Source organism: Actinacidiphila acidipaludis, assembly GCF_019890725.1.
GTDB lineage: Bacteria > Actinomycetota > Actinomycetes > Streptomycetales > Streptomycetaceae > Actinacidiphila > Actinacidiphila acidipaludis.
The window spans coordinates 20,571-35,321 of the sequence record NZ_JAINZZ010000012.1 but is presented as its reverse complement, the minus strand read 5'-3'; the positions used below and the strand labels follow the sequence as shown (position 1 = coordinate 35,321).

10 protein-coding genes are annotated in these 14,751 nt (G+C 74.0%); all 10 read right to left on the bottom strand.

Going from position 1 to position 14,751, the window contains the following annotated elements; all coding sequences use genetic code 11:
- Positions 1–13 precede the first annotated feature (13 nt).
- Positions 14–823 carry a nucleotidyltransferase domain-containing protein gene (locus K7862_RS12970; protein WP_222962682.1) on the bottom strand — a complete coding sequence of 270 codons (810 nt, stop codon included), beginning with the start codon at positions 821–823 and terminating at the stop codon, positions 14–16.
- 219 nt (positions 824–1,042) lie between these two features.
- On the bottom strand, positions 1,043–2,203 hold the full coding sequence (locus tag K7862_RS12965) for a pseudouridine synthase (RefSeq protein WP_222962681.1): 1,161 nt from the start codon (positions 2,201–2,203) through the stop codon (positions 1,043–1,045).
- On the bottom strand, positions 2,203–2,940 hold the full coding sequence (gene scpB, locus K7862_RS12960; RefSeq protein ID WP_262413054.1) for an SMC-Scp complex subunit ScpB: 738 nt from the start codon (positions 2,938–2,940) through the stop codon (positions 2,203–2,205). Before scpB ends, K7862_RS12965 begins: the two co-directional genes overlap by 1 nt.
- A complete protein-coding gene (locus K7862_RS12955) occupies positions 2,937–4,271 on the bottom strand; it encodes a segregation and condensation protein A (protein WP_222962680.1) in 1,335 nt (444 codons plus the stop codon). Before K7862_RS12955 ends, scpB begins: the two co-directional genes overlap by 4 nt.
- Positions 4,272–4,464: 193 nt before the next feature.
- A complete protein-coding gene (locus K7862_RS12950) occupies positions 4,465–5,220 on the bottom strand; it encodes a hypothetical protein (RefSeq protein ID WP_308011959.1) in 756 nt (251 codons plus the stop codon).
- Positions 5,205–6,170, bottom strand: coding sequence for a ParA family protein (locus K7862_RS12945; protein ID WP_308011958.1), 966 nt, complete (start codon positions 6,168–6,170; stop codon positions 5,205–5,207). The genes K7862_RS12950 and K7862_RS12945 overlap by 16 nt, the downstream gene beginning before the upstream one ends.
- A gap of 354 nt (positions 6,171–6,524) precedes the next feature.
- Positions 6,525–7,649, bottom strand: a complete 1,125-nt coding sequence (gene ald / locus K7862_RS12940; protein WP_222962678.1) for an alanine dehydrogenase — start codon at positions 7,647–7,649, stop codon at positions 6,525–6,527.
- A 354-nt stretch (positions 7,650–8,003) separates the two neighbouring features.
- Complete coding sequence (locus K7862_RS12935) at positions 8,004–9,935, bottom strand: tetratricopeptide repeat protein (protein ID WP_222962677.1); 1,932 nt, start codon at positions 9,933–9,935, stop codon at positions 8,004–8,006.
- Between the two features lie 2,421 nt (positions 9,936–12,356).
- Positions 12,357–12,980, bottom strand: a complete 624-nt coding sequence (locus tag K7862_RS12930; RefSeq protein ID WP_222962676.1) for an NUDIX domain-containing protein — start codon at positions 12,978–12,980, stop codon at positions 12,357–12,359.
- A complete protein-coding gene (gene pyrG / locus K7862_RS12925; RefSeq protein WP_222962675.1) occupies positions 12,977–14,638 on the bottom strand; it encodes a CTP synthase in 1,662 nt (553 codons plus the stop codon). Before pyrG ends, K7862_RS12930 begins: the two co-directional genes overlap by 4 nt.
- Positions 14,639–14,751 lie beyond the last annotated feature (113 nt).

Sequence of the window (14,751 nt, the reverse complement as noted above, 5' to 3'; positions counted from 1 at the left end):
CCGCGCGGCCGGCTCAGGCGGCCGCGCGGGTCCGGACGACGAGGTCGTGCAGGGCGTCGTAGCCCGTGGGCCGCTGCGGCAGCGAGGAACGGGTCTGCTCCTCGTCCAGCACCCCGTGCAGGGCCAGCACGTCAGCCTCGACCCGCTCGGGCTCCACGCCGGCCGGGCCGTGCTCGGCCTCGGCCTTCCGCTCGATCAGCGCGGGGACGTAGTCGGGCGCGTCGACGAGGTCCAGCAGCGTCGGCAGGTGCGCCTCCAGGTCGCCGGTCCGCATCAGGTGGATGCCGGTGAGCAGCACGCGGAACGTGTAGAGCAGCGGCTTGAGTTCACCGTTCTTCTGGAACAGCCGCCACTGCGTACGGGCGAAGCCGCGGTAGTGGTGGGCGTGGTCGCGGGTGAGGACGCCCGGCGCGAGGGCCGCGAGCTCCGCGTGCACGGGTGTGGTGTGGACGACCAGCGGCGACAGCAGCTGTTCGAGGACGTACCCGTTGCGGCGCAGCATGAGGCGGGCGAACTTCAGCACGTCGTGGGTGACCAGGTCCATCTCCAGACCGTCGCGGTCCCACATCCGCGTCTGCGTGTGCTCGCCCTCGCGCAGGCCGATGACCTCGCGCAGGGGCAGCAGGTGCACACCGCGCAGGTCGACGTCGGAGTCGCGGGAGGCGAAGCCGTAGAGATGCGCGCCGGAGACCGTGGCGAACAGCAGCGGGTGGCCGCGGTCGACGACCTCGGCGAGGACCGCGGTGAGGTCGGGGACTCCCGCCGCGGTCAGCGGGGTGGCCGGGCCGGCCGGCGGAGTCACCGGGAGGGCTGGTGTGGTCATGCCGTCATCCAACCCGTGGGGTGCCGCCCGGCGCGAGCGGTTTCCGGGGCGACGCGAGACCCCCGGGCGGCCGGTGGCCGGCCCGGGGGCGGAGTCGTTCGCCGCTGCCGCCGCGTGACGGGAATCACCTCGCCGCGCGGCGCGGGTCACCGTACCGGGAGGGGCGCGGCAGCGGTCAGCGCGGCGCCGCCGGCGAGGGCAGCGGTCGCGCGGGCGAGGTCAGAGTTCGACCTCGCGCATGAGCATGCCCACCTCGGTGTTCGTGAGGCGGCGCAGCCAGCCGGACTTCTGGTCGCCCAGCGGGATCGGCCCGAAGCTGGTGCGCACCAGGCGGTCGACGGGGAAGCCGGCCTCGGCGAGCATGCGGCGCACGATGTGCTTGCGGCCCTCGTGGAGGGTGACCTCGACCAGGTAGTTCTTGCCGGTGTTCTGCACGATGCGGAAGTGGTCGGCCCGCGCCCAGCCGTCCTCCAGCTCGATGCCGTCCTTGAGCTGCTTGCCGAGGTCGCGGGGCAGCGGCCCCTGGATCGCGGCGAGGTACGTCTTCTTCACGCCGTACCGGGGGTGGGTCAGGCGGTGGGCCAGCTCACCGTGGTTGGTGAGCAGGATCAGGCCCTCGGTCTCGGTGTCGAGCCGGCCGACGTGGAACAGCCGGGTCTCGCGGTTGGTGACGTAGTCGCCGAGGCACTGGCGGCCGTCCGGGTCCTCCATGGTGGAGACCACGCCCGCGGGCTTGTTCAGCGCGAAGAACAGGTACGACTGCGTGGCGACGGTGAGCCCGTCGACCTTCACCTCGTCGCGGTCGGGGTCGACCCGCATGCCCTGCTCGGTGACGATCTTCCCGTTCACCTCGACCCTGCGCTGCTCGATGAGCTCCTCGCAGGCGCGCCGGGAGCCCATGCCGGCGCGGGCCAGCACCTTCTGCAGGCGCTCGCCCTCCTGCTCGGCGCCCGGGAAGGTCTTGGGCAGGTTCAGCTTCGGCTTGCTGTGCCGCTCGCGGTTGCGCTCCTCGATCTGCGCGTCCAGCTCACGCGGCCGGGCGGGCGGGTTCGAGCGGCCGCGGTTGCCGGGCAGGTTGCCGGAGCTCTTGGTGCGGGGCATGCCACCGGGCCGGTTCGCACCGGACTGACCGGTGGTGCCGACGTCGTAGCGGCGCTCCTCCGGGCGCGGCTTGCTCGGCCGCTGCGGGGTCTCGCCGCGGCGGCCGGTGTCCCCGCCCCGCCGCTCGGCGCCGCCGCCCCGGCGGTCGGCCCCTCCGCCCCGGCGGTCGGCACCGCCGCCGCGCCGGTTCGCGCCGCCGCCGCTGCCGCTGCCGCTGCCGCTGCCGCTGCCGCCCCGGGGGTTCCGGTTGCCGCCGCTGTTCCTGTCGCTGCTTCGCATCAAGTTTCCGTAATCGAGGTGGTCATCGAACTGGTCGGTGTCTCGTCCGGCGCGTCCGGGTCGAACGACGGGAGCCCCTCCTGGGACTCCGCCTCGACCGCGTCCGCCTCCGGCAGGAACGGGGCGAGCTCGGGCAGCTCGTCCAGGCTGCGCAGGCCCATGCGTTCCAGGAAGTAGTTCGTCGTCCTGTACAGGATCGCACCTGTCTCGGGTTCCGTCCCACCTTCCTCCACCAGCCCCCGCTGCAGGAGGGTGCGCATCACGCCGTCGCAGTTCACGCCGCGCACCGCGGAGACCCGGGACCGGCTGACCGGCTGGCGGTAGGCGACGACCGCCAGGGTCTCCAGCGCGGCCTGCGTGAGCCGCGCCTGCTGGCCGTCCAGCACGAACTTCTCCACAGCCGGTGCGAAGGCGGGCCGGGTGTAGAAGCGCCAGCCGCCGGCGACCAGCCGCAGGTCGAAGCCGCGGCCCTCGCGCGTGTAGTCGTCGGAGAGCTCGCGCAGCGCCTTGGCGACGGCCCGGCGCGGCCGGTCCAGCACCTTCGCGAGGTGCTCCTCGGTCGCGGGTTCGTCGACGACCATGAGGACCGCTTCCAGGGCGGGCTTGAGCTCCAGCTCGGCAGTGGCCGCCGACAGCAGCCCCGCCGGTGCGGCGTCGCCCTCGGCCGGGCCCGGCTCCAGCTCCACGTCCGAGGGCGCCGGGTCGGCCAGGGCCGCGGTGTCGGCCGGGTCGGTCATGACGGCTCTCCCTCCCCGGCCGGGCCGGGCTCGATGGTGTCCACGGGTGGGGTGCTCGCCTCGGGAGCGGCGGCGCCGGCGTCCGGGGCGGCGGAGGCGGCCTGGGTGGATGAGGTCGCCGGGATGGCCTGGGTGGCCGTGCCCGACGGCGGGTTCGCGGCGGCCGGCCGCCGCTTGTCCGGGTCGGCGGGGGTCTCCCGGTCGAACTCGTCGGTGACCAGCGGCGGGTCGCCGTCCTGCGCGCCGCCGGTCCAGCGGACCTGCAACGCGCCCAGCGCCTCCTCCTGGTCGAGCGCGACGGCCTTCTCCCGGTACAGCTCCAGCAGCGCGAGAAAGCGGGCGACGACGGTGAGGGTGTCGGCCGCGTCCGCGGTCAGCTCCCCGAAACTGGCCGAACCCCGTTCCCGCAGCAGGGAGATGACGTGCTCGGCCTGCTCCCGCACGCTGACCAGGGGCGCGTGGATGTGGTCGACGTACACCTGCGGCTTGGGCCGCGGCTGCATCGCCTTCACGGCGAGCTGCGCGAACCGCTCGGGCCCGATGCTCAGCACGACCTCGGGCAGCAGCTCGGCGTGCTGCGGCTCCAGCCCGACGGTCCGCGGGAAACGCAGCGCCTCGGTCTCCAGCCGCTCGGCGAAGATCGCCGCGATCTGCTTGTACGCGCGGTACTGCAGCAGCCGGGCGAAGAGCAGGTCGCGGGCCTCCAGCAGCGCGAGGTCCCCCTCGTCCTCGACCTCCGCGGCGGGCAGCAGGCGGGCGGCCTTGAGGTCGAGCAGGGTGGCGGCGACCACCAGGAACTCGGTGGTCTGGTCGAGGTCCCAGTCCGGGCCCATGGCGTGGATGTGCGCCATGAACTCGTTGGTCACCTTGGACAGCGCCACCTCGGTGACGTCCAGCTTGTGCTTCGAGATGAGCTGCAGCAGCAGGTCGAACGGTCCCTCGAAGTTCGCCAGCCGCACGGTGAAGCGGTTGCCGTTGTCGCTGCCGTCGGCTTCGGACTCGGGCTGCGGTCCGGGCGCGGCCTCAGGCTCTGGCGCGGGCTCGGACGGGGGTTGGGGCTGCGGCTCGGCCAGGGCCTCGATGACGGGCTCGGGATCCGCCTCGATGACGGGCTCGGGTTCCGCCTCCGGCACGGCCTCGGCGACCTCCGCTGCCTCAAGCTCACGTTCAGGCTCCGGCGCAGGTACCCGCTCCGGCTCCGGGTCCGGCACGGCCTGCGGCACGGCCTCCGCGACCGGCTCCCGCCCGGCCTCCGGCTGTGCCGGGGCAGCGGCGCCCCCACGGCCGAGGCGGCGGCGGGGTGCGACGGGGTCGTCGGGTGTGGTCGGCATCGAGGTCCAGGGTGCGGTGACGGAAAAGGCAGGCTATCGCGCCACCGGGCGGACCCGGACTCCCCGGGGGCGTGAAAATGCCCGGGCTCCGTACGGGAGCGCCCCCACGCGCCCGCGAGCGCGCCCCAGGACGACCCGTGCCCCGGGAAGGGCCGAGCCGCCGTCGTCCGGCTCCTCCGCGCGGACGAACCGCTCAGCGCCCCCGCAGGCGCCGCACGAGAATGCTGGCGTCGCCGCGCGACTCGAGGTCGGCGAGCACCACCGCCACCGCCTCACGGACGATGCGTCCGCGGTCGATGGCGAGTCCGTGCTCCCCGCGCAGCACGAGGCGGGCGTGTTCGAGGTCCATCAGCTCCTCGGCGGAGACGTAGACCGTGATCTTCTCGTCGTGCCGCTCGCGCCCGCTGGGGCGGCGGTTCTGCCGGGGCGCCTTGCGGCGGGCCGGCTGGGGCTGAGGGGTGGCGGTGACCGGCGGCGGCACCGGGCTCTTGGCCGCGGCGGGGCCTGCGGCCGGGACCTGCGGGGTGACCGTGGCGGTCACGGTGGCGGTGGTGGCGGAGGCCGACGGCACGGCGGGCCGGTCGGCGGCCGGGTTCCTGCGCTGGGCGGGCGGCAGACCCGTCTCGCGGGCGGTGTCCCGTCCCGGCTCGCGCCCGGACTCCCGGCCCGCGTCACGCCCGGACTCGCGTCCCGGGTCCCGGCCGGTGTCACGGCCCCGGTCACGCCCGACGTGCTCGTGCTCCGCGGCGTCGCCGCCGTCGGCGTCGGGCGCGGCGGCGGGCCGTCCCTTGTCCTCGGCGTCGGGGACGGGCCGCAGCCGCGTGTCTCCCGGCGCCCCGGACTGCCCCTCGCCACCGGTGTGCTGCCGCGACTGCGGTGCCTGGAGCGCGGCTCCCCCGGTGGTGCGGAACAGTTCGTCGGCGCCCGGCAGACTCACTCGGCGTGGCACCGGGCGAGCACCTCCCTGGCGAGCTGGCGATAGGCGGCGGCCCCGACGGAGTTGGACGCGTAGGTGGTGATCGGCTCACCCGCCACCGTGGTCTCCGGGAACCGGACGGTGCGGCCGATGACCGTGTGGAAGACGTGGTCGTCGAACGCCTCGACCACGCGGGCCAGCACCTCGCGGCTGTGCACGGTGCGCGAGTCGTACATCGTGGCGAGGATGCCGTCGAGTTCGAGCTCCGGGTTGAGGCGCTCGCGGACCTTCTCGATGGTCTCGGTGAGCAGAGCGACACCGCGCAGCGCGAAGAACTCGCACTCCAGCGGCACGATCACCGAGTGGGCGGCGGTCAGCGCGTTCACCGTGAGCAGGCCGAGCGACGGCTGGCAGTCGATGACGACGTAGTCGTAGTCCGACATCAGCGGCTTGAGGGCGCGCTGCAGTGCGGACTCCCGGGCCACCTCGCTGACGAGCTGCACCTCGGCGGCCGACAGGTCGATGTTGCTGGGCAGCAGGTCCATGCCCGGCACGGCGGTCTTCAGCAGGACCTCGTCGGCCGCCAGCCCGCGTTCCATCAGCAGGTTGTAGACGGTGATGTCGAGTTCCATCGGGTTGACGCCGAGGCCGACGGAGAGCGCGCCCTGCGGGTCGAAGTCGACCAGCAGCACCCGGCGGCCGTACTCGGCCAGCGCGGCGCCCAGGTTGATGGTCGACGTGGTCTTGCCCACGCCGCCCTTCTGGTTGCACATCGCGATGATCTTCGCGGGCCCGTGGTCGGTCAGCGGGTTGGGGATCGGGAAGTACGGCAGTGGCCGGCCGGTGGGGCCGACGCGCTCGCGGCGCTGGCGTGCGGCGTCGGGAGCGAGGGTGGCGGCGTACTCGGGGTCGGGTTCGTACTCCGCGTCCGGGTCGTAGAACTCGCCGTCCTGGAGGTCGTTGTCGTCGTCGTAAGGCGCCATGGCGTAAGCGGGGTACGTTTCTGTGCTCGTCTCGGCGCGGCGCGACTCGAAGGTGCGGACCGCAACAGAACCGACGGTCGTTCCTGGCTGACCACCCCCGGGAGCAAATGTCGACTCATTCACAAGTCGTCTTACCTCCTTGGTGACCAGGAAACTTCTAGACAGGTCAGCGTGACTACAGCCGACGTTTCGCGACTCTATGGCGTGTCGAGGGTCCGCAGCAACACAATCCGCCGGACACGGCACGATGTGTCGGTAACCGAACCCCCTTCTGTCAAGGGCGTAACCACGCGAACGGCCGGGTCCTGTCAGCCAAGACCCGGCCGTGTCGCTGGAGTTGACGATCCCGTCGGATCAGCCCAGCACGCTCTGCAGATCGACGTGCGGCAGGCCGTGCGCTTCGGCCACCGGACCGTAAACGACCTGCCCCTCATGGGTGTTGAGGCCGAGCGCGAGCGCCGAGTCACGGCTCAGCGCGTCCCGCCAGCCGCGGTTGGCGAGCTCGACGATGTACGGCAGCGTGGCGTTGGTGAGCGCGTAGGTGGAGGTGTTGGGCACCGCGCCGGGCATGTTGGCGACGCAGTAGAACACCGAGTCGTGCACGGCGAAGGTCGGTTCGGCGTGTGTGGTGGGCCGCGAGTCCTCGAAGCAGCCGCCCTGGTCGATGGCGATGTCGACCAGCACCGAGCCCGGCTTCATGCGGGAGACCATCTCGTTGGTGACGAGCTTGGGGGCCTTGGCGCCGGGGATGAGCACCGCGCCGATGACGAGGTCCGCGCCGAGCACGGCCTGCTCCAGCGCGAAGGCGTTGGACGCCAGGGTCTGGACGCGGTTGCCGAAGACCTTGTCGGCCTCGCGGAGCTTGTTGACGTCCTTGTCGAGCAGCGTGACGTGGAAGCCCAGGCCCAGCGCGATGGTGGCCGCGTGCCAGCCGGAGACGCCGGCGCCGATCACGACGGCGGTGCCGGCCAGGACACCGGGGACACCACCGGGCAGCACGCCGCGGCCGCCCGCCGAGCGCATCAGGTGGTACGCCCCGACCTGCGGGGCGAGTCGGCCGGCCACCTCGGACATCGGGGCGAGCAGCGGCAGCTGGCGGTTGGCGGTCTCGACCGTCTCGTAGGCGATCGCGGTGGTGCCGGACTCCAGCAGCGCGTCGGTGCACTCGCGCGAGGCGGCGAGGTGCAAGTAGGTGAAGAGGGTCTGGTCCTTGCGCAGCCGGTGGTACTCCTCGGCGATCGGCTCCTTGACCTTCAGCAGCAGGTCGGCCGCCTCCCACACCTCGTCGGCGGTAGGCAGGATCCGCGCGCCGGCCGCGACGTACTCCGCGTCCGGGATGGACGAGCCGTTCCCGGCGCCCTGCTCGACGACGACCTCGTGGCCGTTGCGGACGAGCTCGTGCACGCCGGCCGGGGTGATGGCCACGCGGAACTCGTTGTTCTTGACCTCGCGGGGGATGCCCACCTTCACGTCGATCACGGTCCTTGCCCTCAGGGAAACGGGGAGTGGTTGCGCAGGAATGCGGACGTGAGTCCGGACATGGTGCGAGATGGCACGACACGACGGACCTGACCGCCTTGCTCACGGTGTTGCCCAGTCTAGTGAAGGACGAGCCGGTGTCCAGCCTTACAAAGTGGTTGGTTTGAGCGAAGGCATTGGCTGTTTCGTAGGCTCGCGCGGGCGTGCCGCGCTGTGAGGGGGTCGAAGACCAGGCAGAACCGGCCCCGGCGGCGGCCCGCCCGGCGCACGCGGCCCCGGCCGCGGCTGGACGACGCGTGGGGGCGGCCGGACGCCGCCGGGCACGAGGCCCGGGCGACGCCCGGCGGCGGCTCCTCAGAAGGCGGGGAACTCGCCCGGCCGGAACAACCGCTGCGCGGCCGATCGCTGCAGGCCCGCGCCGCTGCTGTCCCCCAGCCGGTCCAGGGCGTCCGCCAGCCGCAGCAGCACCGCGGCCTCCAGCCGCCGCTCTCCCGCCTGCCGCGCCCAGTACAGCGCGTCCCGGCAGGTCCGCAACGCGTCCTCGGGATGACCCGCGTACTCCTGGACGCGGGCCGCCTCGGTCAGCGCCCGGGCCTGCGACGGGATGTCGCCCAACCGCTTGTACACCCCGGCCGACGAACGCCACTCGCGCAGCGCCGGCCCGTAGCGGCCCTGGTAGGTGAGGACGGAACCGATCCGAGCGTGCAGCCGCGCCTGGTGGACCAGCTCGCCCCGGCCCTGGCGCAGGGCCAGCGCCCGCCCGAACCAGTCGCACGCGCGGGGCAGGTCCTGCCGGGCCAGGTAGGTGCCGCCCAGGGCCTCCAGGATCCGGCCCTCGGCGTCGGTGTCGTCCCCCGCGCGGGCCGCGTCCAGCGCCTGCCGGTACTTCGCCAGCGCGGCGTCCTCGCGCCCGGCCTCGGCGTCCAGATCGGCGAGGTTGATCAGGGCCGCGGCCTTCTCCCGGTGCAGTCCGCGCCGCTCGGCCACGCCCAGGACCAGGACATGCAGCTCGTACCGCTCGGCGGCCATGGACGGCGGGCCCCCGGGCATCGCGACGAGCGCGCGGACCAGCGCGGCGACCAGCCGGCGGGCCAGCGTGTCCAGCTCGCCGTCCGCGACGGCGGCCCGGGCCGCGGCCATCAGCGCGGGCAGCCGGCCGGTGAGCCAGCCGGCGGCGTCCTCGCGCGAGGCGAACCGCAGGGTGCGCGGCAGCCCGTCGTCCAGGGCCTCCCCGGCCAGCGTCGCCCCGCAGGAGCGCAGCAGGCGGACGGTGCGTTCCAGCATCCGGGCGCGGGCCAGCCGCACGTCTTCCGGCTTGTCGAGCCGCTCCACCAGGGCGTGCAGCAGCGGCGCCAGGCAGCCCGGCACCCGGTACGGGCGCGAGCCGCCGCCCTCCAGCAGAGCGCCGGCCACGAAGTCGTCCAGCGTGTTCTGCGCGGCCGGCACCGAGCAGCCCGCCAGCGCGGAGGCCACCTGGGCGTCGATCCGCCCGGCCGGGGCCAGCACCAGCAGCCGCAGTATCCTCGCGGCGGTCGCCGGCAGGCTCCCGTACACCAGCCGGAACGCGCGGACCAGCTCGCCCGGCTCCTTGACCGCCGCGAGCCGGGCCGCCGTCTCCGACAGCGACAGCCGCGGCTGGACCGCGAGCCAAGCCGCGACGAGACGCAGCGCGGTGGGGTGCCCGCCGAGCTCCTGGACGAGGGTCTCCGCGCCGCGCGGATCGTTGGTGACCCGGGTGCCGCCGATCGTGCGGGCCACCAGCTCGACCGCGGCCGGTGTGTCCAGGCCGCCGAGCGTGCAGGGGCGGACGTCCGGGACCCCGCTCAGCGGGCCGCCGGAGGTCGCCACCACCAGGCTCCCCGCGGCCGACGGCAGCACCCCGGCGAGCTGGTCGCCGCGGACGACGTCGTCGAGGACGAGCAGGGCGGGGCGGCCCGCGGCCGGGGCGAGGGCCTCGGCGAGCTGGTCCGCGGTCAGCGGCTCACCGCCCTCCCCGGTCAGCCGGACGAAGAAGCTGCCGCCGGGGTAGTCGGCCGCCACCTGCCGGGCCAGTTCCAGGGCGACGGCGGTCCGGCCGATCCCGGGCCGCCCGACCACGAGCAGCACCCGGCCCCGCTCGGCCTCGCGCCCACCCGCGACCCGCAGCCCCGGCCGCCCGATCTCCCCCCGCAACTCGCCCAGCTCCCGCTCCCGCCCCACGAACCCCACGCCGCCCGCCGGGGGCAGCTCGCGCTCCACGGTGACAGCGGGGGTCGCGTCGCGCTGCCCCGCGGATTCCCCGGCCACCGGCCGCGAGGACGAAGGGGGTGCGCTTGGCCGCGACGGAGTTGCCGACGCCGACGCCTGCCCCCGGCCCGCAGGGGCAACGCCGCCCCGCCCGGAGGACGACGCGGGGGCTTGAGCCGACGAAGGGGGTGCGCTTGGCCGCGACGGCGGGGTGGCCCCGGCTGCGGCAGCACCCGGCTGCGACGACGAGGCGGACGCAGCCGCACCGCCCCGCCCGGAAGACGACGCGGGACCGCCCTGGACCGACGCGGAGGGGGCTGCGCCCGGCTGCGTGGGCGGGGTGGCCCCAGCCGCGGCAACACCCGACGCACCGCCCGGACGCGACACCCCATCCGGACGGCCTGCACCCGGCTGCGAAGAAGAGGCAGGCGCAGCCGCACCAGCCTGCCTGGAAGACGACGCGGGACCGCCCTGGACCGACGCAGGAGCTGCGCCCGGCCGCGACGGCGGGGTGGCCCCAGCCGCAGCAGCACCCGACGCACCTCCCGGACGCGACACCCCATCCGGACCGCCAGCACCCGGCTGCCACGAAGAGGCGGACGCAGCCGCACCGCCCCGCCCGGAGGACGACGCGGGACCGCCCTGAGCCGACGCATTCGGACCGGCCGCGGAAGCGAAAGGAGCTGCGCCAGGCCGCGCAGATGGCCCGTGGGCACCCGCAGGGGCGGAACCGGCTGCGCCGCCGTGCCCGGAAGCGGACGGCACCCGAGCGTCAGAGGCGGAAGCGGCGTTGGGCCTGGGCAGGTGAGCGGGAGGCGTGGGCTCCTCGGGCCGGTGCGACGTGCCGGGGGCGGAAGCGGAGCCGGGCGCGGACGGCTGAAAAGAACGTTCTGGTGCGTGCGCCGATCTCGGAACCCGGCCGGCCTCGGAAGGCGAGGTAGCCGTGTCAGGCCGGGATACGGGAGCGGGCGCGGCGGAGGCCCCGGCTCGATCGGAGGGGCGCTCCTGAACCGGCCCTGACGCGGAAGCGGAGCCGTCGCTGCCCGGTCCTCGGCCAACGTCCACCATGCGCCGAGACGCGGGATCCAGGCGGTCCGCCGATGTCGAGCGAGGCGCCGCCACGGACGCAGTCTCAGCGGCGGGTGCCTCACCCGAAGCGGACGCAGCAACGTCGTCCGCTCCCCCGCCCCTCTTTGGAGCGGGCGTCGGCGAAGGTGCGGCAACGGGCTGCGCGGGCGTATGCGGTGCGGCCAAGGTGGCGGACACCCTCGGCTCGTCGTCTGTAAATGCCGCGGCCCCGGACGCGGACTCATCGGGCCTGCCCGCCTCCCCGGCAGGGGCCGCAGACACGGGCAGTACGGCCGAGGTAGCGGACGCGCTCGGCTCCTCGGGCACAGACGCGGCCTGGTCAGGCACCGGGCCCTGCACGGCATCAGGATGCACGTGCCCAGCCGGTACAGCCGAAGTCGCGGAGACCCCGGGCTCATCACGCGCGGCAACCCTTGCGGCCCCCGCCCCGGCCCCGGGCTCAGCACGCTCGGCGGACCTCGCAACTCCGGGCCTGGGCGCGGGTTCATCGTGCGCTGCGGCCCCCGGCGCGGGCTGCTCGGGTGGGCCCGGTGGCGCCGTGGCAGCCTGCTCCGGATTCCGGCCTTCGCCGCCCGACCCCGCCGTCACTGTGGTCTCCCTCCCCGCTGCCGCACGACTGGCCGGCTGGCGGCGCGCCCCGCGCGGGGCGCTCCCCGATGATCCTGCCGCCTCCGGGGCCTCCGCGTGATCCGGAATCTCGACCGAGGGCTTGTTCTCGGCCACTTCGGGGCTGCTTCCCGGGGCAGCAGCCTGCTTCACGCCCGCCGGCTCCAGGGGCTCGGCGGCGCTGCGCGTCCTCGCGGATTTTCGCGGCTCCGAACGCCGCCGCGCGGTGCCCGCGACCGCACGCCCACCCGCACGCGCACCCGCACCCGCACCCCGCTCGGACTCCGCGTCCGCCCCCGCCGACTTCCCCCGTCGTGAGCCGCGGCCCGCGACCGCACCCTCGGACGGCGCCTCGGCCGGGGAAGCGGCAGCGGCGCCGCGCTTCGGGGATCGGGTGGGCCGCGACCGGGGTGCCGGCTCGGCGGAATCCGCGGGCTTCTTCCGCGCGGCCGTGGCGCGCTTGCGGGTCTTGGGACGGTCCGCGGAAGCAGGTTCGGCCGGGGCCGGGCCGGTCGTGCCGGAGCCCGGCGGGGGCGGGTCGAGTGCCTGATCCGTCACGGGCACGCTCCCGGCTGCTGAGGTCGTCGCGGTCGCGCCCGGCGGCGCGAGGGCGGCGAGCAGGGCGTGCGTCGAGACTAGTTCACAGCGGGGAGGCCACCCCGGGGCTTGACGCGGCCGAGGGGCGCAAGGACCACCCCATCGGATGATCGCGCCCTACGCCGCGTCAGGCCCCCCGCAGACCTCTCGCACCGGCCGGGCGAGCAGATCCGCAGAGGGCCGGATCCGTCAGGCGGTGAAGGGCCGCGCCGGCCACGGCGCTTCGGCGGGACGCAGCGCGTCCAGCCCGTCGCCCGACAGGGCGCTCTGCAGCGCCAGCGCCCCCGTCACGAGAGAGGTGTTGTGCAGCTCGCCCGCCAGGGCGCCCCGCACCAGCTCGGCGAGCGGCACCCTGCCGTGCTCCATGTCGGCCTCTTCCTCGGAGGCCGCGAACCGCTCGCCCTCGGCCTCGGAGACGCCGCGGGCCAGGAAGATCCGCACGGCCTCGTCGGAGCCGCCGGGCGAGGTGTAGAGGTCGACCAGGACCCGCCAGTCCTCGGCCTTGACGTGCGCCTCCTCGTACAGCTCGCGCTGGGCGGCGTGCAGCGGGTTCTCCCCGGGGACGTCCAGCAGGCCCGCCGGGATCTCCCAGAGCTTGTGCCGGACCGGGTGCCGGTACTGCTTGAGGACCAGGACCCGGTTCTCGTCGTCGAGCGCGAGGACCGCGACCGAGCCGGGGTGCACCTGGTAGTCGCGCACGGCCGCCCCGCCGTCCGGCATGACGACCTCGTCGGTGCGCACACCGGTCTTCTTGCCGGTGAAGGGGGTGGAGGTGGACCGGACCGGCCACTCCTCCGAGGTGTCCTTGATCATGCCCGGCCCTCCGTCCTGGCCGCGACCGCCGCCTTGACCAGGCCGGCGAAGAGCGGGTGGGGGCGGGTCGGCCGGGACTTCAGCTCGGGGTGCGCCTGGGTGGCGACGAGGTACGGGTGCACCTCACGCGGGTACTCCACGTACTCGACCAGCTTGTTGTCCGGCGAGGTGCCGGAGAACACCAGGCCGGCCTTCTTCTCCAGCTCGGCGCGGTAGGCGTTGTTGACCTCGTAGCGGTGGCGGTGCCGCTCCTCGACGTACGGCTCGTCGCCGTAGACCTCGCGGACGATCGAGCCCTCGGCGAGCTTCGCCGGGTAGGTGCCGAGCCGCATGGTGCCGCCGAGGTCGCCCTTGCCGCCGACGATGTCGAGTTGCTCGGCCATCGTGGAGATCACCGGGTGGGCGGTGGCCGGGTCGAACTCGGTGGAGTTCGCGTCCGGGATGTCCGCGAGGTTGCGGGCCGCCTCGATCACGATGCACTGCAGGCCGAGGCAGAGTCCGAGGAGCGGGATGCGGTTCTCACGGGCGTAGGTGATGGCCATGACCTTGCCGTCGACGCCGCGGTCGCCGAAGCCGCCGGGCACGCAGATCGCGTCGACGCCGGAGAGCTGGGCCGCGGCACCGGCCGCGGTCTTGCAGTCGTCCGAGGTCACCCACTTGATCGTGACCTTGGCGTTGTTGGCGAAGCCGCCGGCCCGCAGGGCCTCGGTCACCGACAGATAGGCGTCGGGCAGGTCGATGTACTTGCCGACCAGGGCGACGGTCACCTGGTGCGCGGGCTCGTGGACCCGCTTGAGCAGGTCGTCCCACTGGGTCCAGTCCACATCGCGGAAGGGCAGGTCCAGCCGGCGGACGACGTAGGCGTCCAGGCCCTCGGTGTGCAGCACCTTGGGGATGTCGTAGATCGACGGCGCGTCGATCGCGGCGACGACCGCGTCCTCGTCGACGTCGCACATCAGCGAGATCTTGCGCTTGATGGCGGTGGGCACGTCGCGGTCGGCGCGCAGCACGATGGCGTCCGGCTGGATACCGATGTTGCGCAGCGCGGCGACCGAGTGCTGGGTCGGCTTGGTCTTCAGCTCGCCGGAGGGGCCGATGTAGGGCAGCAGCGAGATGTGCACCACGAAGACGTTGTCGCGGCCGACCTCGTGCCGGACCTGCCGGACCGACTCCAGGAACGGCAGGGACTCGATGTCGCCGACGGTGCCGCCGACCTCGGTGATCACCACGTCGACGTCGTCGGTGGCCATCCGCCGGATCCGCGACTTGATCTCGTTGGTGATGTGCGGGATGACCTGCACGGTGTCGCCGAGGTACTCGCCGCGCCGCTCCTTGGCGATCACCGAGGAGTAGATCTGGCCGGTGGTGACGTTGGCCGAGCCCGCCAGGTTCACGTCGAGGAAGCGCTCGTAGTGGCCGATGTCGAGGTCGGTCTCGGCGCCGTCGTCGGTGACGAAGACCTCACCGTGCTGGAACGGGTTCATGGTGCCCGGGTCCACGTTGAGGTACGGGTCGAGCTTCTGCATGGTGACCCGCAGGCCGCGCGCCTTGAGCAGCGCGCCGAGGCTGGAGGCGGTGAGCCCCTTGCCCAGCGAGGAGGCCACTCCGCCGGTGACGAAGATGTGCTTGGTCGTCGAGGATTTCGGCGCACTTGCCAAGAGGGAACTCCCGTGGTCGCAGGTGAGGGTCGGGACGGCGTTCATGTCCGGACGCCGTCGCGGCGGTTCAGTGGTTCAGCCCACCGGCCCACGGGCTACCAGGGTATCAGTGA

Bases quoted from the DNA above. Each gene is read 5' to 3' on its own strand.
- K7862_RS12970 (WP_222962682.1), bottom strand. From the start codon at position 823: ATGACCACACCAGCCCTCCCGGTGACTCCGCCGGCCGGCCCGGCCACC.
- K7862_RS12965 (WP_222962681.1), bottom strand. From the start codon at position 2,203: ATGCGAAGCAGCGACAGGAACAGCGGCGGCAACCGGAACCCCCGGGGC.
- scpB (WP_262413054.1), bottom strand. From the start codon at position 2,940: ATGACCGACCCGGCCGACACCGCGGCCCTGGCCGACCCGGCGCCCTCG.
- K7862_RS12955 (WP_222962680.1), bottom strand. From the start codon at position 4,271: ATGCCGACCACACCCGACGACCCCGTCGCACCCCGCCGCCGCCTCGGC.
- K7862_RS12945 (WP_308011958.1), bottom strand. From the start codon at position 6,170: ATGGCGCCTTACGACGACGACAACGACCTCCAGGACGGCGAGTTCTAC.
- K7862_RS12930 (WP_222962676.1), bottom strand. From the start codon at position 12,980: ATGATCAAGGACACCTCGGAGGAGTGGCCGGTCCGGTCCACCTCCACC.